This is a genomic window from Polaribacter sp. IC073 (assembly GCF_007997075.1).
Lineage (GTDB): Bacteria > Bacteroidota > Bacteroidia > Flavobacteriales > Flavobacteriaceae > Polaribacter.
Map to the genome: position 1 here is coordinate 111,560 of NZ_VORS01000010.1, position 19,223 is coordinate 130,782.

The 19,223-nt window shown below is 30.8% G+C and carries 18 protein-coding genes; 14 read left to right on the forward strand and 4 right to left on the reverse strand.

Annotation, left to right across the window (positions count from 1 at the left end):
- Positions 1–147 precede the first annotated feature (147 nt).
- The 4 genes from ES045_RS14535 (at position 148) to ES045_RS14550 (ending at position 5,278) form a co-directional block, all read left to right on the forward strand.
- On the forward strand, positions 148–669 hold the full coding sequence (locus ES045_RS14535; protein WP_147117005.1) for a DUF4199 domain-containing protein: 522 nt from the start codon (positions 148–150) through the stop codon (positions 667–669).
- A gap of 66 nt (positions 670–735) precedes the next feature.
- Positions 736–1,692, forward strand: a complete 957-nt coding sequence (locus ES045_RS14540; protein WP_147117006.1) for a glycosyltransferase family 2 protein — start codon at positions 736–738, stop codon at positions 1,690–1,692.
- Between the two features lie 41 nt (positions 1,693–1,733).
- On the forward strand, positions 1,734–3,449 hold the full coding sequence (locus ES045_RS14545) for a phospho-sugar mutase (RefSeq protein WP_147117007.1): 1,716 nt from the start codon (positions 1,734–1,736) through the stop codon (positions 3,447–3,449).
- Positions 3,449–5,278, forward strand: a complete 1,830-nt coding sequence (locus ES045_RS14550; RefSeq protein WP_147117008.1) for an ABC transporter ATP-binding protein — start codon at positions 3,449–3,451, stop codon at positions 5,276–5,278. The genes ES045_RS14545 and ES045_RS14550 overlap by 1 nt, the downstream gene beginning before the upstream one ends.
- Before the next feature lie 130 nt (positions 5,279–5,408).
- Here the strand turns inward: ES045_RS14550 and ES045_RS14555 are convergent, their stop codons facing one another.
- The gene (locus ES045_RS14555) at positions 5,409–6,833 is read right to left on the reverse strand and encodes a CCA tRNA nucleotidyltransferase (protein ID WP_147117009.1); all 1,425 of its coding nucleotides are present in this window, start codon (positions 6,831–6,833) and stop codon (positions 5,409–5,411) included.
- Positions 6,834–7,129: 296 nt separating this feature from the next.
- Between ES045_RS14555 and ES045_RS14560 the strand changes: the two genes are divergently transcribed.
- From ES045_RS14560 to ES045_RS14570, 3 genes are all read left to right on the forward strand, one after another.
- A complete protein-coding gene (locus ES045_RS14560) occupies positions 7,130–9,145 on the forward strand; it encodes an LTA synthase family protein (protein WP_147117010.1) in 2,016 nt (671 codons plus the stop codon).
- Positions 9,146–9,258: 113 nt separating this feature from the next.
- Entirely contained in the window at positions 9,259–10,062 is an 804-nt protein-coding gene (locus tag ES045_RS14565; RefSeq protein WP_147117011.1) for an alpha-1,2-fucosyltransferase, read from the forward strand.
- Positions 10,059–10,802: a glycosyltransferase family 25 protein gene (locus ES045_RS14570; protein ID WP_223267268.1), complete on the forward strand. Its 744-nt coding sequence runs from the start codon at positions 10,059–10,061 to the stop codon at positions 10,800–10,802. Before ES045_RS14565 ends, ES045_RS14570 begins: the two co-directional genes overlap by 4 nt.
- On the opposite strand, the gene ES045_RS14575 is transcribed toward ES045_RS14570, so the two are convergent.
- Positions 10,799–11,554, reverse strand: coding sequence for a glycosyltransferase family 2 protein (locus ES045_RS14575; protein ID WP_147117013.1), 756 nt, complete (start codon positions 11,552–11,554; stop codon positions 10,799–10,801). The two genes, ES045_RS14570 and ES045_RS14575, sit on opposite strands and share 4 nt — an antisense overlap.
- A 13-nt stretch (positions 11,555–11,567) precedes the next feature.
- A complete protein-coding gene (locus tag ES045_RS14580; RefSeq protein ID WP_147117014.1) occupies positions 11,568–12,383 on the reverse strand; it encodes a 2,3,4,5-tetrahydropyridine-2,6-dicarboxylate N-succinyltransferase in 816 nt (271 codons plus the stop codon).
- A gap of 120 nt (positions 12,384–12,503) precedes the next feature.
- Here ES045_RS14580 and ruvX point away from each other — a divergent pair, with 120 nt between their 5' ends.
- The 7 genes from ruvX to ES045_RS14615 all read left to right on the forward strand — a co-directional run bounded on the left by ruvX (position 12,504) and on the right by ES045_RS14615 (position 17,763).
- Positions 12,504–12,929, forward strand: coding sequence for a Holliday junction resolvase RuvX (gene ruvX, locus ES045_RS14585; protein ID WP_147117015.1), 426 nt, complete (start codon positions 12,504–12,506; stop codon positions 12,927–12,929).
- Positions 12,910–13,611 carry a DUF1919 domain-containing protein gene (locus tag ES045_RS14590; protein WP_147117016.1) on the forward strand — a complete coding sequence of 234 codons (702 nt, stop codon included), beginning with the start codon at positions 12,910–12,912 and terminating at the stop codon, positions 13,609–13,611. Before ruvX ends, ES045_RS14590 begins: the two co-directional genes overlap by 20 nt.
- A 53-nt stretch (positions 13,612–13,664) precedes the next feature.
- Complete coding sequence (gene def / locus ES045_RS14595) at positions 13,665–14,255, forward strand: peptide deformylase (RefSeq protein WP_147117017.1); 591 nt, start codon at positions 13,665–13,667, stop codon at positions 14,253–14,255.
- A 27-nt stretch (positions 14,256–14,282) separates the two neighbouring features.
- Positions 14,283–14,705, forward strand: coding sequence for a DUF5606 domain-containing protein (locus ES045_RS14600; protein WP_147117018.1), 423 nt, complete (start codon positions 14,283–14,285; stop codon positions 14,703–14,705).
- A gap of 62 nt (positions 14,706–14,767) precedes the next feature.
- Positions 14,768–15,547: a nucleoside triphosphate pyrophosphohydrolase gene (gene mazG, locus ES045_RS14605; RefSeq protein WP_147117019.1), complete on the forward strand. Its 780-nt coding sequence runs from the start codon at positions 14,768–14,770 to the stop codon at positions 15,545–15,547.
- Positions 15,548–15,721: 174 nt separating this feature from the next.
- Entirely contained in the window at positions 15,722–15,946 is a 225-nt protein-coding gene (locus ES045_RS14610; RefSeq protein WP_147117020.1) for a hypothetical protein, read from the forward strand.
- Between the two features lie 353 nt (positions 15,947–16,299).
- Entirely contained in the window at positions 16,300–17,763 is a 1,464-nt protein-coding gene (locus ES045_RS14615) for a potassium/proton antiporter (RefSeq protein ID WP_147117021.1), read from the forward strand.
- 325 nt (positions 17,764–18,088) lie between these two features.
- Here the strand turns inward: ES045_RS14615 and ES045_RS14620 are convergent, their stop codons facing one another.
- Positions 18,089–18,874 carry a sugar phosphate nucleotidyltransferase gene (locus ES045_RS14620; protein WP_147117022.1) on the reverse strand — a complete coding sequence of 262 codons (786 nt, stop codon included), beginning with the start codon at positions 18,872–18,874 and terminating at the stop codon, positions 18,089–18,091.
- Positions 18,875–19,223: the final 349 nt, after the last annotated feature.

The following is a 19,223-nucleotide window of genomic DNA, read 5'->3' on the forward strand; positions in this document are numbered from 1 at the left end:
GACAATTAAAAATTTGCTAATTTTTATGTAACATTTTTAAATTACTGAATACTAATCTATTGTTGAGAAAATTTGTCGAAAAAAAATAAAAAATAAGACTATCTCAATGAAATGAATATATTTGTATCACTAACTAAAATTTAAAATATGGAAAATCAAGTAAATAGTAAAGGTTTTATTGTAAACAATGGTGTAATATTAGGGGTAGCAAGTGTAATTTTTGCGCTTGTACTGTATGCAACTGGTAATCATTTAAAACCTCACTGGTCTGCTTCTGTTGTGAATGCTATCATTTTTATTGGAACAATATTATACGGTATAAAGCAATACAAGGCTGCAAACAATGGTTTTCTTTCTTGGGGACAAGGTGTTAAAGTTGGTGTAGGTGTTGCTATTGTTGGTGGGTTAATTTTGGTAATTTACAATTACTTATTCTTAACTTTTATTGAACCAAACTTTATGCAACAAATGATGGACATTCAAAATGAAGCTTTTTTAGACCAAGGAATGTCTGAAGAGCAAGTTGAAGCTGCAAATGAGATGGGTAAAGCTTTTCAAGGACCCGTTTTATTAGCTGCACTAGGAATTATTAGTTATGCTGTTGGAGGTTTTATTGTTGCTGCAATTGCTGCTGCAATTATGAAAAAATCTGAAGAAGAGACTTACTAAACATACGAATTCTAAGTTTTAAAAGTTCTCTTTAGGAGCTAAAAACAGTAAACTTAATATCAATATATGGATATTTCGGTAGTCATACCACTTCTTAACGAAGAAGAATCTTTACAAGAATTACACGATTGGATTGCAAAAGTTATGCAATCCAATCGTTATTTATATGAAATAATTTTTATTGATGACGGAAGTACAGATACTTCTTGGAGTGTTATCGAAAAATTATCTTCAGAAAACAACGCTGTAAAAGGAATTCGTTTTCAAAAAAACTTTGGGAAGTCGCAAGCTTTAGACGCCGGTTTTGAAATGGCAAAAGGTGACGTAGTAATTACCATGGATGCCGATTTACAAGATAATCCTGACGAAATACCAGAGCTATACGACCTAATCATTAAAGAGGATTTCGACCTTATTTCTGGTTGGAAAAAGAAACGGTATGATAATGTTGTAACCAAAAACATTCCTTCTAAATTATTTAATGCTGCTGCCAGAAAAACATCCGGATTAAAACTACACGATTTTAACTGCGGCTTAAAAGCCTATAAAAATCTTGTTATTAAAACCGTAAAAGTTAGCGGCGAAATGCACAGATATATTCCTGTGTTGGCTAAAAACGAAGGGTTTACCAAAATTGGCGAAAAAGTAGTGCAACATCAAGCAAGAAAATACGGTGTTACAAAGTTTGGTATGGACCGTTTTGTAAATGGTTTTTTAGATTTAATTACCATCTCCTTCTTATCCAAATTTGGAAAAAGACCCATGCACTTTTTTGGTCTTTGGGGTACATTTATGTTTCTATTCGGTACAACATCTGCGTTTTATATCGGTCTTTTAAAGATTTATAAACTTTACAACGGCATAAAAACAATTCTAGTAACAGACAATCCGTGGTTTTTTATTGCATTGACGTCCATGGTTTTAGGAACTTTATTGTTTTTAGCAGGTTTTATTGGTGAATTGATAATTAAGACCAAAGGCAACGAAAAACACTATTCCGTTAAAGAAAAACTCAATTTCTAAAATGTATCTTTGCATTTTATCACCATAATTTAAGCAACAAAATGAGCGAAATATTAGACAAAGCAAAACAATGGTTAACACCTACTTTTGATTCTGAAACTCAACAAGAAATTCAAGAATTAATTACTTCTAACGCTACTGATTTAGCAGATAGATTCTATAAAGACATGGAATTTGGAACTGGTGGAATGCGCGGGATTATGGGCGCAGGAACGAACAGAATAAATAAATACACGTTAGGTAGAGCAACCCAAGGTTTGTCTAATTATTTGATAGAAAACGTAAAAAAAGAACAGTTAAGTGTTGTAATTGCTTACGATTGTAGACATAATAGTAAGAAATTTGCTAAAATTGTTTCCGATGTTTTTTCTGCTAATAATATTAAAGTGTTTTTGTTTGAAGATTTAAGAGCAACACCAGAATTGTCATTCGCAGTGCGTCATTTAGACTGTGATGCTGGTATTGTTTTAACTGCTTCTCACAATCCCCCAGAATATAATGGTTACAAAGTATATTGGGCAGATGGCGGACAAATTGTACCTCCGCATGATGGTGGAATTATAGGAAACGTAAACGCTCTAGATTTTTCTGAAATTAAATTCGAAGCAAATGAAGCCTTAATTGAAACCGTAGGCAAAGAAGTTGATGACGCATTTATTGAAGGTGCTGTAAAAAATGGTTCTTTATCTGAAAAGATAGATCGAAAAAATTTAAAAATAGTTTTCACTTCATTACACGGAACATCAATTGTCTCTGTGCCAGATGCTTTGGCAAAAGCAGGCTATACAGATGTGCATATTGTTGAAGAACAAAGAGCACCAGATGGTGATTTCCCTACGGTAAAATCGCCAAACCCAGAAGAACCAGAAGCTTTAAAATTGGCAACTGATTTAGCGAACAAAATTGGTGCTGATATTGTAATTGGTACAGACCCAGATTGTGATAGATTAGGTGTTGCCGTTAGAGATACAAATGGAAACATGAAATTAATGAATGGGAACCAAACGATGGTTGTCATGACAGAATTTCTTCTAAAAAAATGGAAAGAAGCAGGCAAAATTAATGGAAATCAGTTTGTGGGTTCTACAATTGTTTCTACAGAGTTGGTAAACAAAGCTGCAGAAAGTTATGGTGTAGAAACCAAGGTTGGTTTAACTGGTTTTAAGTGGATTGCAAAAATGATTCGCGATCATGAATCGATGGATTTTATTGGTGGTGGTGAAGAAAGCTTTGGCTACATGATTGGAGATTTTGTTCGAGACAAAGATGCAGTTACCGCAACGCTTTTAGCTTGTGAAGTTGCCGCTTTAGCAAAACAAAACGGAAGTTCTTTTTATGAGGAATTATTAAGTATTTATGTTAGAAATAACTTCTATAAAGAGCATTTAATTTCGACTACTAAGAAAGGAATGGATGGCGCTGCAGAAATTGAGCAAATGTTAAGCGATATGCGCAACAACCCGTTAACAGAAATTGACGGAGAAAAAGTAGAATCACTTTCTGATTACCAAGCATCAAACAGAAAAAATTTAATTACTGGTGAAGTAACAAACATCGATTTACCAAAATCTAATGTTTTAATTTATCAAACGGCAAACGGAACAAGAATTGCAGCGAGACCTAGCGGAACAGAACCTAAAATAAAATTTTATTTTAGTGTGAACACGAAGTTAGACCATGTTAAAAATGCAGCGAATATTGAAGCTGCCTTAGATGCTAAAATTCAAAGAATAATTAAAGAAATGAAACTGAATTAATGGGTTATTTTAAAGACATTTTAAAATATGAGAAAAAGTATCGAAAATTTACTGTTTTAAATATTCTATTCAACATACTTTATGCAATTTTTAACGTGCTATCTGTCTTAGCATTTATACCTGTTTTAGGTATTTTATTTGGTACGGATAAAAAGGTTACAGCGAAACCTACTTATGAAGGTATCACACGTATCGGCACGTATTTAAAAGATAGCTTTTATCATTTTATATCAACTAAAATAGAAACTGAAGGCAATATAAAAACACTAGTCTTTATCTGTTTATTAGCTATTTCTCTGTTTTTTCTAAAAAATTTATTTAGATATTTAGCCTCTTACGTCATTACTTTTTTAAGAACAGGAATCGTAAAAGATTTACGAGATAAACTTTATAAAAAGATTGTAGAATTACCAATTTCTTACTTTTCAAAGAAAAGAAAAGGAGATATTATTGCACGTATGACTTCTGATGTGCAAGAAGTAGAAACCTCTATTCTAACGTCTATTGAGACTATTGTTAGAGAACCTTTAACAGTAATTATAGCGATTTCAATTATGCTCTTTATGAGTTTAAAATTAACGTTATTTGTTTTTGTGTTACTGCCAGTTTCTGGATTTATAATTTCGTCAATCAGTAAAAAACTAAAATCAAACTCTGTTAAAGCGCAAACAGAAACAGGTAATTTTTTATCATTTATAGAAGAAACTCTAACAGGTTTAAGAATTATTAAAGGTTTTAATGCCGAAAGTGTTATTGCCAAAAAATTTAATAACTCTACACTTAATTTTAAGCAATTAATGACGAGTGTAATCCATAGGCAAACCTTAGCTTCACCAATGAGTGAGTTTTTAGGTTCTGCAACTATTATTGCCATTCTTTGGTATGGCGGAACAGAAGTCTTATCGAACACAAGCTCTCTACAGCCCGATGAGTTTTTTGGTTACATTGTCTTATTTTATACCGTTTTAAATCCTATAAAATTAATTACAACAACCTTTTATAATATTCAGAAAGGAGAAGCTTCTGCAGAAAGAATTATGTCTATCTTAAATACTGAAAATAGTATTACAGACATACCAAATGCACTTGTAAAAGAAGATTTTACAAGCAAAGTTGAGTTTAAAAACATTTCTTTTAAATATAAAGATGAATATGTTTTAAAAGACTTTTCATTAACAATTAATAAAGGAGAAACTGTTGCTTTGGTAGGGCAATCTGGTAGTGGAAAATCTACTTTAGCAAATCTTATTACTCGTTTTTATGATGTGAATAAAGGGGACGTTTTTATTGATGGCAACAACATTAAAGACATCACAAAAAAATCTTTGCGAGATTTAATGGGCATTGTTTCTCAAGATTCTATTTTATTTAATGACACAATTGCAAATAATATTAAATTAGGAACGCAAAATGCAACGGATGCAGCAATATTAGAAGCGGCCAAAATTGCAAATGCAGATGAATTTATTCAAGATTTACCAGAAAAATACGATACAAATATTGGCGATAGCGGAAACACTCTTTCTGGCGGACAAAAACAACGTTTGTCAATTGCGAGAGCTGTTCTAAAGAATCCGCCAATTATGATTTTAGATGAAGCAACTTCTGCTTTAGACACAGAATCGGAACAAATGGTTCAAATTGCGTTAGAGAAAATGATGCAAAACAGAACTTCTTTGGTCATTGCACACCGATTATCTACCATTCAAAAAGCAGATAAAATTGTAGTGATGAAAAAAGGAAAAATTGTAGAACAGGGTAAACACGAAGAATTGCTAGCTAAAAAAGGAGAATACTTTAAGTTGGTAACGATGCAGTCTTTAAGCTAAAAATTTAATTATAATACCTAAAAAAGACCAATGCTATTTCTATAAATAACATTGGTCTTTTTGTTTCTTTTATATTTTTGTAAAGAGGTTAATTTAAATAAAAAAGGACTTCAATACTTTCTATTAATACTTACGCAATAATAGTTAAACCTAGCTTCTGCCCTACTTCAAGCATAAAATCGTAAGAAGCTTCATGTTCATTTGGTATTTTACCATCTAAAATAGCTTCTTTAATAGCTTCTTTTATTTGTCCGATTTCTCTACAAGGTTTTAAATTGAATGCCGCTATTATTTCTTCACCAGAAATTGGAGGCTGAAAATTACGAACACGGTCTCTTTCTTCTACTTCTTTTATTTTAGAACGAACCACCTCAAAATTGGCATGATATCTTTTAAATTTCTTCGGATTCTTCGTTGTAATATCTGCTTCACAAAGCGTCATTAGAGAATTGATATCATCACCTGCATCAAAAACCAAACGTCTAACAGCGGCATCTGTAACATCGCTTGCTAAAACAATTGGACGAGAACTTAATAGCACCATTTTTTGAACAAATTTCATTTTATTGTTCAATGGCATTTTTAATCTTTTAAATATTTTGTAGACCATCTTAGACCCTACAAATTCATGAGAATGGAAAGTCCAACCTACTTTTTTACTAAACTTTTTAGTAGGTGCTTTACCAATATCGTGCAATAAAGCTGCCCAACGTAACCAAACATCTTCTGTATATTCAGAAATATTATCTACCACTTCTAAGGTATGATAAAAGTTATCTTTATGTTTTTGTCCTTCGACCTCTTCCACTCCTTTTAAATCTATTAATTCAGGTAAAATTTGAGATAATAATTTTGTTTCCTCAAGTAACAAGAACCCTACGGAAGGTTTTACAGAAGACATTATTTTATTCAATTCATCTACAATACGTTCTCTAGTAATAATCTTTAATCTATCTGAATTTTTAGTAATTGCAGACAATGAATTTACTTCAATAGTAAAATTTAATTGTGTTGCAAACCTTAGCGCACGCATCATTCGTAAAGGATCATCAGAATACGTAATATCAGGATTTAATGGCGTTCTTATAATTCCGTTTTCTAAATCTTCCATTCCGTTAAACGGGTCTAACAACTCACCAAAATTAACTTCATTTAAACTTAAAGCCAATGCATTTATGGTGAAATCTCTTCTGTTTTGATCGTCTTGCAAACTCCCTTCAGACACTTCTGGATTTCTACTTTCTTCAGAATAGGATTCTTTTCTAGCGCCCACAAACTCAATTTCTACGTCTTTATATCGCAACATTGCTGTACCATACGTTTTAAAAACTTGCACTTTGGGTTTGTTTGGTAACAATTTAGAAACTTTTTGAGCCAACTCAATTCCGCTACCAATAGCAACAACATCAATGTCTTTAGCTGTTCCTCTTTTCAGAAAAAAGTCTCTCACAAAACCACCAATTACGTAGCTTTCTACTTGTAATTGCTGAGATGCTTGAGAAATAATTGTAAAAATTTCTGATGAAATGGCCTCTTTAAAAAATTGTTTTTGCATGAATCTACGCTCTTTTAAGCTTGAATATCACTACCCTCAATTTTGAAAAAGTTGATGATTTTGTATTCTCTTTATTTTGTCGCAAATTTACTATATAATCAACACAACCCCAAATTGGGGTCGTAATTTATTAAAATGTTTTCTCCTAAATATTATCAACAAAAAAAGGCTTGTTTTTAAATTATTCTATTTCTAACATTGTAAAAAGCACTGAGTCTAACCTTACCCCAGTTTTCTTCATTGTTTCACCAAAGTAACCCTAAAAATAGTATCTTTGTTTTTTTTATATAAAATACATGTTTCAAAAAATTCCAAATTATATAAAATACATCTTCACAAATGTTTTTTTCTTATTTATTTTTATTGCTTCCTTTAGAGGATTGTTTTATTTATTTTTTGCACAATTAGAAAATGCTGCTACGTTAGAAATACAAAAAGCTATTTTATTAGGACTCCGTTTTGATTTAAAACTAGCCATTCTTACTTTTTTCCCTTTGATTATTCTTGTTTTAATAACAAATAATCGTTTTTTTAAAAGTATCATTCTTAAAAAAATTGCACTTGTTTACATCGTTTTGTCCTATTTAATTTTAACGCTTTTCTTTATATTCGATTTCGGTTATTACGAGTATTTATCCATTCGTTTAGATGCTTCTTCGCTTCGTTTTTTAAGTAACCTTAAAATATCTAGTCAGGTTTTAATTGAAAGTTACCCCGTTTACAAAGCCCTTTTGGCGCTGCTTATATTGTGTTTTATCATCTATAAATTTGCGAGTTATGTGTTTAAAACATTTTCTAAAACACATAATAAAATAACCAAGAAATTAAAAGCTGCTTTTTTTATAGGTACTATTTTAATATGCTCTTTTGGTGTTTATAACAGTGTAACACATTACCCTTTGCGTTGGAGTGAAGCTTTTTTCTCAAAAAACAACACAATCAATCAATTTGCTTTAAACCCTGTTTTGTACTTCTTTGACAGTTTTGCTTTTAGAAGTGAAGGTGTTGATCTTAATAAATTTAAAACCTATTACCCTGTAATTGCAAAACATTTAAACTTATCGCAAGACAGCGTAAATTTTGAGAAAAAAGTAACTTTTAAAACACCTTATAAAGAAAAGCCAAATGTTATTTTTGTAATGTTAGAATCTACAGGAACTGCAACTTTGAGTTTTTACGACAACCCTTTGAATAGCTCGCCTAAAATGGATTCTATTATAAAAGAGAGCTTAAGTTTTTCTAAATTCTACGTTCATAAACCAGGAACTGCAGCAAGCGTTTTTGCTAGTATTACTGGCTTGCCAGATATTGAAGATGTAAAAACAGCTTCTAGAAACCCTATGATTATAGATCAGCGTATTATTTTTGATCAATTTAAAGGGTATGAAAAGCAATACTTTATAGGCGGATCTGCAAATTGGGCAAATATTAGAGGCGTATTTCAATCAAATATAAAAGATTTAAAAATATTTGAAGAAGGTAGTTTTGAAGAAGAAAACAGGGCCGATGTTTGGGGGATTGATGATTACGATTTATTTAAAGAAGCAGATAAGGAATTTAAAAAATTACATGAAATCGGGAAGCCTTTTGTTGCCTACATTCAAACAGCAACAAACCACATGCCTTTTACAATACCCGATAAAAAAGAAAGTTTTACACCTATTTTAGAAAGTGATATTGACGAAAAAACCTTGTTAAAAGGAGGTTTTAGATCTTTAGGGCAATTAAACGGGATTCGTTATTTAGATTTTAATGTTGCTCGTTTTTTAGAAAGAGCAAAAGAAACTGGGTATTATAATAATTCTATTTTTGTCTTTTTTGGAGATCATAGAGGAGGAATGAAAAAACTAGGTTTCTTAAAAAATAATGAAGATGATTTAGGGATACAAGTACATCATGTGCCCTTCTTTATTCATGCACCGAAATATATAAAACCTCAAGTAATAGACAAATATGCTAAATTAATTGATGTCTTTCCTACAGCTACAAGTTTGGCTAAAATAGAATACACCAATTACACGTTAGGAAGAGATTTATTAGACAGTACAAACACAGATACTGCTGCCTTTGTGTACGTTCAAAGTAAGGGAGAAAAGGGTGTAGGATTGTTAAAAGATAATTTTTATTACGAGAAAACAAACATTTCTAAGAAAACAAGTTTGTACCGTCTAGATACGAACACCGTAAAAGATATTAAGCTAGAAAACCCTAGAATTACACAACAAATGGACAGCCTTTTATCTGCTTATTATCATAGCACGAAGTATTTGTACCTTAATAACAAGAAACCAACCGAGTTTATTGTAGAGTAATCGTTTAGGTTATTATTAGTTTTCACAATAATTAATTTAATAAAAGAAAATTGTAAGAACATTTGTACTTTTGTTTAAAGCATAAAGCAGTGTTTTTTTGGTATACATAAAATATGGTTATTGTTAGAATACTTGGTGGTTTAGGAAATCAAATGTTTCAATATGCGTATGCAAAATCGCTAGAAGTAAAAGGGTTTGATGTGAGTTTAGATCTTTCCGGATTTAAAAACTATAAATTACATGGCGGATATCAATTGGATAAGTACCATATTAATTTACAAAATGCAAAGAATTCTACTGTCCTATTTTCTAGGATCAACCCTTTAAAAACTATAAAAGAAGAAAATTTATTATTTAATGAAAAATTACTTTCTTTAAAAGGCAATGAATATGTAAAAGGATACTTTCAGACAGAGAAATACTTTTCAGGAATCAGAAATACATTGTTAGAACAATTTACTATCAATAGAGAAATCGCTAATTCTACAAAAAAATATAAAAAAGAAATTACTCTAGCTGAAAATAGTTGCTCAATACATATTAGAAGGGGAGATTATGTCTCAGACTCAAAATCTAATATTATTCATGGAACATGTACTTTAGACTACTACAGAGAAGCCATTAAAAAAGTTGAAGAAAAGTACAAGAATACTCTATTTTTTGTTTTTTCTGATGATATTCCTTGGACCAAAGAAAATTTAGTTATTAAAAATGCAACATACATAAACCATAAATGTTTACCACATGAAGATATTCTTTTAATGAGTTTATGTAAAAATAATATCACAGCAAACAGTAGTTTTTCCTGGTGGGGAGCTTGGTTAAATAAAAATAACAGTAAAATGGTTGTTGCACCTAAACAGTGGTTTGTTTCAAAAGAAAATGAAATTACTTGTAAGAACTGGATAAAAATATGAAATCCTTTAAAGTATATTACATCAATTTAGATAAAAGTCTCGAAAGAAGAACTTTTATGGAAAACCAGTTTAAAGAACTGAAGATCCCTATTACAAGAATGCCTGCCGCTTATGGGAAAAAATTACCCCAAGATTTTTTAAAAAAATCAAAAAATGAACATCAACTACTCACTCATTTTCCTTATTTGAATGATGGCGAAATTGGCTTAACCAAAACCTACTTCGATTTATGGAAAATTGTTGCCCTTCAAGAGGAAGAGTTTTCTATTATCTTAGAGGACGATGCATTGTTAACTTCAGCTTTTTTTAAAGATTTACAAAACCTATTGGATTTAATTACTACATCTGACTTTATAGATATTGCGGGTCGAAGAGGGTTTTATTTATTAGAAAAAAATAAATACTTGTCAAAGTTCATTATACCTTCATTACAAACTACTGGTCAAATAATTGGTAAGGAGGCCGCCAGAAAGCTTGCAAAAAATTTAACTACTTACTACGCACCAATTGATGTTTTAAAGCAAGATGTTTTTAAGCATAAAGTCAAAATTTATACTACTAATAACAGCTATGTAAGTAGTAATGATAAGAATGTTGGAGGAACCACAATTCAACAAAAAAGTCTGCCAAAGGTTAAAAAAATTTTAAGAGAAATTACAAGACCTTTTTGGCAATTGTTAAGCCTAGTTACTTACAAAAGTTACAGAGCTATTAAGAACCATTCTTTTTACAACAACTAGGTTTCTTTTATCCCATTATTAAGCAACCATAACTTTACATACCTAGTAAAAACTGAATATGCTAATATTTTAGCTAGAATTAACCCAGCAAGACCATCTAAAAAACCTAAACGTATAAAATAGTGAATAAAAAACCTTGCAGTAGGTTTAATAAATAAATGGAATGCATTTGCTTTTTTTCCTTTAGAATGAAGCTCCTTTGCTTTTAATGTTGAATAATAGTTTATTTTTGAAATAAAGTGATCATAATTTCTATAGCCAAAATGATCTATTTTATTTTTTAAAAAACCTATTTTTCCATTTGCAAAAATGGTTTCATGCACAACACCAGAATATTTACAATGTTCCTTTAAAAATAGACGAACTACTTTATCACGCTGCCAACCGCAATAATTTATTTTTTTATTTGCAAAATAAAAGTTTCTCCCCACGTAAAAACCTACGAAGTTTTTCGGTTTTTTTACTGCTTCTAAAATTTCTTTTTTTACTGCTAGCGTTACCCTTTCATCTGCGTCTAAAATATAAATCCAAGAATGTTCTGCTTGTTGAATTGCAAAGTTTTTCTGAGAAGAAAAATCATCAAACTTCCGCTTGATGATTTTTACATTCATTTTCTCTGCTATTTCCAACGTTTTGTCTGTACTAAAAGAATCTATCACAATAATTTCATCTGCAAAACCTACAGATTCGATCGCTTCTCTTATATGAATCTCTTCATTTAACGTTGGTATGATTGCCGATATTTTAATCATAGCATTTTAAACCTTAAACTGCTACGTCATATTCACGTAAAGCATCATTTAAAGATGTTTTTTTGTTGGTACTTTCCTTTCTTTTTCCAATAATTAATGCACAAGGCACATTAAATTCTCCCGCGGCAAACTTCTTAGTATAACTTCCAGGAATTACCACAGAACGCGCTGGAACTCTTCCTTTCATTTCTACAGGCTCATCACCAGTTACATCAATAATTTTAGTACTCATTGTTAACACAACATTTGCACCTAAAACGGCTTCTTTTTCTACTCTTACACCTTCTACAACAATACATCTAGAACCTATAAAAGCACCATCTTCTATAATTACAGGAGCTGCTTGTAAAGGCTCTAAAACACCACCAATACCAACTCCACCAGAAAGGTGTACGTTTTTACCAATTTGTGCACAAGAACCAACGGTAGCCCAAGTATCAACCATTGTTCCTTCATCTACATACGCACCAATATTTACATAACTTGGCATTAAAATAGTTCCAGGAGCAATATAAGCACCGTGTCTTGCAACCGCATTTGGCACGACTCTAATTCCTCTTTCTGCAAAGTTTTTCTTCAATGGAATTTTATCATGATATTCGAAAATACCAGCTTCTAGAGTTTCCATTTTCTGAATCGGAAAATATAAAACTACCGCTTTCTTAACCCATTCATTTACTTGCCAACCGTCTGTTGTTGGTTCTGCAACTCTTAATGTTCCTTTATCTAATAAATCAACTACTTTTCTAATAGTATCAATCGTATTTTGTTCTTTTAATAAGTCACGATTTTCCCAAGCGGACTCTATAATTTCTCTAATTTCTTTCATTCTAATTGTATGATTTCTGCAAATATAAATTTATCTATAAAAACAGTAAGCGAAGATACATTTTTTAAACAGATATTTCTGCTTTGTTTAAAAAACGTATTTTTGCAAAAACAATTATAAATGGCTAGAATTTTAGCAATCGATTTCGGAAAAAAGAGAACAGGAATTGCAGTTACAGATGAGATGCAAATAATTGCTTCTGGTTTAACTACTGTAAATACAACAGAGTTATTGTCTTTTTTAAAAGAGTACACATCTAAAGAAAAAGTAGAGTTATTTTTAATGGGTCAACCAAAACAAATGGATAATTCGGATAGTGAAAGTGAAGCACTTATTCTACCGTTTTTAAAAAAAATAGAAAAGTTATTCCCTCAAATTCCTATGAAAAGGATTGATGAGCGTTTTACGTCTAAAATGGCTTTTCAAACAATGATTGATAGTGGGATGAAGAAAAAACAGCGAAGAAACAAAGCAATGGTAGATGAAATTAGTGCAACCATCATTTTGCAATCTTATTTGACTCAAAATGAACAACAATTTCTTTAGAGAATTATTTCAATCTGCAAGAAGAAGATACCGACGGATTTTTCAAGAAAAAATAAGTAAAAAAGATATAGCAACCCTAAAAGATATTAATTTTGTCATTATATCTAATAATTGTTGGGGTGGAAAAATTTATAAATGGTTAAAGAGACCTTTTAACTCTCCATTTATAGGTTTAGGAGTTAAGGGAGATTGTTATTTAAAAATTCTTTCCAATTTTGATTATTATATGGGGCTACCTCTTAAGTTTACTAAAATAAGTAAATATCCAGATAGAGAAATTACATATCCTTTAGGTATCTTAGATGATGTAGAAATACACTTTACACATTATGAATCAAAAGAAGAGGCACACGAGAAATGGAATAGAAGAAAAAATAGGATGTTAGAAAATAATAATAAAAACTTATATATTTTTAAAATCTGTAATTCTTGGGATTCTAACAGAGAACATTTTAAGCTATTTAATGAACTGCCTTATAAAAATAAAATTTCTTTTACAATTTATGATTATAAAGATTTAAATTTAAAAAATAATTTTTACGTTAAAGAAAGTGATAAAAGCACAAAAGACAATATGGTAAATGGGTCGAGGCTTTTTATACTAACATTTATCTATCTAAATATCTTTAAATGGATAAAAAATAACACCGTAAATAACGAAAACATAACTGAAAATTCGTAATTCGTAATTCTAAATTGTATTTTTGCACTCGTTTTTAAAATATAAAAAAATAAATGATTTTACCAATTGTTGCATACGGAGATCCTGTTTTAAGAAAAGTTGCTGTAGAAATAGATGCAAATTATCCTGATTTAGAAAAATTGATTGCCAATATGAAAGAGACCATGTACAATGCTTCGGGCGTTGGTTTGGCAGCTCCACAAATTGGAAAAGCAATTCGTTTGTTTGCTATTGATGCTTCGCCTTTTGCTGAAGATGAAGACCTATCTGAAAATGACAGAGAAGTATTAAAAACATTTAATAAAGTTTTTATAAACGCTAAAATTTTACAAGAAGAAGGAGAAGAATGGGTTTTTAACGAAGGCTGTTTAAGTATTCCCGATGTTAGAGAAGATGTTGTTCGTCTGCCTAAAATTACAATCGAATATCAAGATGAAGACTTTAAAAAGCACACCGAAACTTTAGATGGTTTGGCGGCTAGAGTTTTTCAGCACGAGTATGATCATATCGAAGGAGTTTTGTTTACAGACAAGCTTTCATCACTTAAAAAAAGAATCATTAAAAAGAAATTAGAAAATATTTCTAAAGGAAAAATTACAGCAGATTATAGAATGCGTTTTCCAAATCAAAAAAAAGGTAAATAGTCTTTAAAGACACAAAAAACATATAACATGGAATTTAACAAAATTATAGCCGTTACCGGTAAAGCTGGTTTATACCAAGTAGTTTCTCAATCTAAAAACGCAATCATAGTTGCTTCTTTAGCAGATGATAAAAGAGTCGCAATTAATGCAACTCAAAATGTAAGTTTATTAGAAAACATTGCTATTTACACCTACGAAGAAGACATTCCTTTATTACAAGTTTTTAAAGCGATGTTCGAAAAAACGGAAGGTAAAGAAGCGATTTCTCATAAAGAAAGTGGTAAAAAATTAGAAGCTTTTTTTGCAGAAGTTTTACCAGATTATGATGCTGAAAGAGTGTATACTTCTAACATTAAAAAAGTAATTCAGTGGTTTAATTTATTAGTAAACGCTGGAATGGATTTTTCTAAAGTTGAAACTCCTACTGAAGAAAAAACAGAAAAAGAGTAATCAGTATTCAGTTTACAGTGACTGTTTAAATTAGAACGCTGTGTAAATCTATTTTGAAAAAAATGAATTCTAGAAAAGAACAATTAGCTGCTTTTAACCGTTTGTTAGACATCATGGATGACCTTCGAGAGAAATGTCCTTGGGATAAAAAACAAACCTTAGAAAGTCTACGTCACTTAACAATTGAAGAAACGTACGAACTTGCAGATGCTATTCTAGACAACGATTTACCTGAAATTAAAAAAGAATTAGGCGATGTGCTTTTGCACATCGTTTTTTATGCTAAAATAGGTAGCGAGAAAAAAGCATTTGATATTGGTGATGTTGCAAATTCTATTTCTGATAAATTAATCAGCAGACATCCTCATATTTATGGAGATGTAGTTGTTAAAGATGAAGCAGAAGTAAAACGCAATTGGGAACAATTAAAGCTAAAGGAAGGCAGGGATTCTGTTTTAGAAGGCGTTCCTAAAAGTTTACCCGCAGTTGTAAAAGCTAGTAGAATCCAAGAAAAGGTTGCTGGTGTTGGTTTTGATTGGGAAAACCCCGAACAAGTTTGGGAAAAAGTACAAGAAGAAATTACAGAATTTAACGAAGAAATTAAAGCGGGGCATAAAGAAAATACCGAAAAAGAATTTGGAGACGTCTTATTCTCTATGATAAACTACGCTCGTTTTATTGGAGTGAATCCTGAGAACGCTTTAGAAAAAACGAATAAGAAATTCATCAACCGCTTTCAATATTTAGAAAAAGAGGCAAAAAAAGAAGGCAAAGATATTTCTGAAATGTCTTTAACTGAAATGGACGTCTATTGGGAAAAATCGAAAGAGTTTTTTAAATAATTTGGAACAATTGTTTGCTTTCACATCTTTTTTTTAAACGATACTTCTTCCCCATAGAAAATATAATTTAATTTATTAATGGTCTTTTCATTGGAAGTGTTTCAATAATAATCGAGCAAGCATCATGTCTATTCTATTTAAGTCTTCTATATTGCATTCATAAATTATATCGTTATGAAATTAAACTTATTATCTTGTGATACTCAAAGACCCGATAAAAGAGCAATTGCTAAGTCTATTGCAGAAATTTCATTAGACATAAATGACTCTTTGTCAAATGAACTTACAGAAATACTCTTAGAAGGTGATGCCATAGACATCGAGGTAGCAGATAAAAATGCGGGTTCTGCTTTAAGAACTTTACGCAAATTAAGTATTGACTACGAAATTATAGAGTAAATAGTAACCTCTTTTTATCATTCACACTGCTTTTCTTTAAGACTACTCTCAATTAACTTTTGTCTTCATCTAAGAAACACTGCACAACTACATGTTCTTTATTACAAAAAATTACTACTTTAAAAGAAGTGTATCCTCTTAAAACTTTTCTAAAGAAGAGTTTTTAACTAATTTCTTATTTACATAAAACAACCTCTTTAATTAGTTGGTTTGCTAAAACATTAAGAAAACTGAAAATAATATAGCATAAATTCAAAAAAAAGGCATTATTAAAAGGAAAACAATAGTACTTTATTTACGACTTTTAAAATGCGTAGTACTACCTTTGTGCGCTTCAGTTTTAAAGAAAACAAATGAATTTAACTATTGAAAATATATTATTAATTGGCTCTTTATTACTTCTTGTAAGTATTTTTGCTGGTAAAACTTCTTATAAATTCGGTGTTCCTACTTTATTACTCTTTTTGGGTATTGGAATGCTGGCGGGTTCTGATGGAATTGGAGGCATCCGTTTTAATGATCCTAAGCTTGCTCAATTTATCGGTATTGTTTCCTTAAATTTTATCTTATTTTCTGGAGGACTTGACACCAACTGGACAGCAGTAAAACCAATTCTTAGAGAAGGTATTGCATTATCTACAATAGGTGTTTTAATTACAGCCGTTTCACTAGGTACATTTGTTTGGTTTGTTACAAATTTCACCATTTATGAGAGTTTACTTTTGGGTTCTATCGTTTCTTCTACGGATGCAGCAGCTGTATTTTCGATTCTGCGCTCTAAAAGTCTTGCACTAAAAACCAATTTAAGGCCAACTTTAGAACTAGAAAGCGGAAGTAACGATCCGATGGCGTATGTACTAACAATTGCATTTTTAACGCTGGTTATAAATCAAGACAAAAGCTTTTTATCTATCATTCCTTTTTTTCTACAACAAATGATTGTAGGTGGTATTGCAGGTATTGCTTTCGGAATCACTAGTAAATATATTATTAACAAAATAAAACTTGATTTTGAAGGATTGTATTCTGTTTTAGTGATTGCGCTAATGTTCATTACATTTTCTGCCACAAATTTTTTAGGAGGTAACGGTTTTCTAGCCATTTACATTTGTGCCGTTTATTTAGGAAATCAAAATTTGATTCATAAAAAAACCATTTTAAAAATGTTTGATGGTTTGGCGTGGCTCATGCAAATTGTATTATTCCTTACCTTGGGTTTACTTGTTTTTCCTTCTCAAATCATTCCATATATGGGGATTGGGCTACTTATTTCTATCTTCTTAATATTAGTTGCAAGACCAATAGGCGTATTTATTAGTCTTCTGTTTTTTAAAATGAAACTAAAAAGAAGGTTCTACATTTCTTGGGTTGGTTTGCGTGGTGCGGTTCCGATTGTGTTTGCCACCTATCCTCTTTTAGCAGGAATAGACAAAGCAAATATGATTTTTAACATTGTCTTTTTCATTTCAGTTACTTCTATATTAATACAAGGAACCACACTTTCTATTGTTGCTAAATGGTTGAATGTTGGGTTGCCAGAAACACAAAAAGAATTAACCCCAACCGATTTGCTTATGGCAGAAAACCCAAAAGCAGAAATGAAAGAACTTTTAATTACTTCAGATTGCTTTGCGGTAGGTAAAAAAATTGTAGCATTAAACTTTCCTAAAAATGCAATAATAGCAATGATTAAAAGAGATGGAACCTATATCATACCAAAAGGTTTAACAAAAATAGAAACACAAGATACTTTAATAGTACTTGCAGACAGACCAGAAGCTTTTGATGAAGTCTACAAAACACTTAAAAACAAATAAAACTAAGAAGTCTAGTTTTTACTTATTGATTGCCCTATTATTTTAATTTTTAGTGTTCCGTTTATTATTTATACAACAAGAGAAACCTATACTTTTATTGTTGATAAAAATGAATTCCTATTTTATTCGAAATATCAATAAAATAGGAATCCGTTTTTTAGTACTACACAACTTCAGCAATAAAATGTCGCTGAAGTTGAAGCAATTGTTTGAGTTCTTATGTTTTTTTTTGCAAAAAGCAAGCGCCTTTCGAACTTCGATCAAGAGATGCTTCAAGCAGAAAATAACTTTTGATATTACTCTTGATTATTTTTTAAATTGATGGCTATGAAAATATAACTTCTTTTGAAGCTACTAACGGAAACAACTTTTCTGCTTCGGCTAAATCTGCTATCGTATCTATCTCATACCAAGGCTGCGCGTCAAAAGAAATAGCTTCTAAGAATAGATTTTTTTCTGCTACCAATTTAGAAAAAACAATTTCGTAATAGCTATTTACACTTCCTTCGGTGATATATTGATTCAGTTTTTTGCTAACGGCTCTCCATGATGAAAGTGAAAAACTATAAATATTCACCGTTTTGTAACGAATGTCTGTATAGTTTTCGATGGTTCCTGGTTGAAATTGAGTTACCAAATTATCCTTATTAATTGTTACTGTAGTTCCGTTTAACCAAGGTTGCATCTTTGCTACCGCCATTCTATCTGGATACATCATTTGACTTAGTAGAGAATTTTCTAAAACTAAATCGCTTTCTAAAAGCACAAAAGGCTCATTTATGGTGTTGCGAGCCATCCATAATGAATAAATATTATTGGTAGTTTTGTATAACGGATTGTGTATGTATTCAATACTTAAATCACCTGTTTGGCTGCCAAGAAAATCTACAATACAATCACCTTTATATCCTGTTACAATCACAAGACGTTTAAAACCTTGTTTTTTTAAGTTGGCTACAAGGCGTTCTAAAATTGATGTATCACTTACCAACGTTAAACATTTAGGAGCGTCTTTAGTTATAGGGAAAAGACGACTGCCAGTTCCTGCTGCCAGTAATAATGCAGTTGATATACGATTGTCACTATCATAACTTTCTGTATTAATATTCATGTATTATTGATTTGCTGCCATCAAAAAAAATAAAAATGCTATCAAAAAAAATAAGCTTCCTAAATTTAGTGCTTTTAATGTATTGGCTATTTGTTGAAGGGTTAATTATTAAAGATGAAGTTTGTGTATGTATTGATATACATAAGTTTGCAAAGTTACTATCATAAGATAGAATGAACTACTATTATTTAGAATAATTAGAACTTAGGAAATTAAAGCCAAAGAACAAAATTGGGTTTTGCTGTTGAATAATTTTTTATGAAAAGTTCGATTATACTTCACTGATTACTAATATCTAACCAAATAAAAACGAAACGTATAGATTCTTATGAAAATGCCTTCTTAAGTT

Coding starts and splice junctions, on each gene's coding strand:
- ES045_RS14535 (WP_147117005.1), top strand. CDS start 148: ATGGAAAATCAAGTAAATAGTAAAGGTTTTATTGTAAACAATGGTGTA.
- ES045_RS14540 (WP_147117006.1), top strand. CDS start 736: ATGGATATTTCGGTAGTCATACCACTTCTTAACGAAGAAGAATCTTTA.
- ES045_RS14545 (WP_147117007.1), top strand. CDS start 1,734: ATGAGCGAAATATTAGACAAAGCAAAACAATGGTTAACACCTACTTTT.
- ES045_RS14550 (WP_147117008.1), top strand. CDS start 3,449: ATGGGTTATTTTAAAGACATTTTAAAATATGAGAAAAAGTATCGAAAA.
- ES045_RS14555 (WP_147117009.1), bottom strand. CDS start 6,833: ATGCAAAAACAATTTTTTAAAGAGGCCATTTCATCAGAAATTTTTACA.
- ES045_RS14560 (WP_147117010.1), top strand. CDS start 7,130: ATGTTTCAAAAAATTCCAAATTATATAAAATACATCTTCACAAATGTT.
- ES045_RS14565 (WP_147117011.1), top strand. CDS start 9,259: ATGGTTATTGTTAGAATACTTGGTGGTTTAGGAAATCAAATGTTTCAA.
- ES045_RS14570 (WP_223267268.1), top strand. CDS start 10,059: ATGAAATCCTTTAAAGTATATTACATCAATTTAGATAAAAGTCTCGAA.
- ES045_RS14575 (WP_147117013.1), bottom strand. CDS start 11,554: ATGATTAAAATATCGGCAATCATACCAACGTTAAATGAAGAGATTCAT.
- ES045_RS14580 (WP_147117014.1), bottom strand. CDS start 12,383: ATGAAAGAAATTAGAGAAATTATAGAGTCCGCTTGGGAAAATCGTGAC.
- ruvX (WP_147117015.1), top strand. CDS start 12,504: ATGGCTAGAATTTTAGCAATCGATTTCGGAAAAAAGAGAACAGGAATT.
- ES045_RS14590 (WP_147117016.1), top strand. CDS start 12,910: ATGAACAACAATTTCTTTAGAGAATTATTTCAATCTGCAAGAAGAAGA.
- def (WP_147117017.1), top strand. CDS start 13,665: ATGATTTTACCAATTGTTGCATACGGAGATCCTGTTTTAAGAAAAGTT.
- ES045_RS14600 (WP_147117018.1), top strand. CDS start 14,283: ATGGAATTTAACAAAATTATAGCCGTTACCGGTAAAGCTGGTTTATAC.
- mazG (WP_147117019.1), top strand. CDS start 14,768: ATGAATTCTAGAAAAGAACAATTAGCTGCTTTTAACCGTTTGTTAGAC.
- ES045_RS14610 (WP_147117020.1), top strand. CDS start 15,722: ATGAAATTAAACTTATTATCTTGTGATACTCAAAGACCCGATAAAAGA.
- ES045_RS14615 (WP_147117021.1), top strand. CDS start 16,300: ATGAATTTAACTATTGAAAATATATTATTAATTGGCTCTTTATTACTT.
- ES045_RS14620 (WP_147117022.1), bottom strand. CDS start 18,874: ATGAATATTAATACAGAAAGTTATGATAGTGACAATCGTATATCAACT.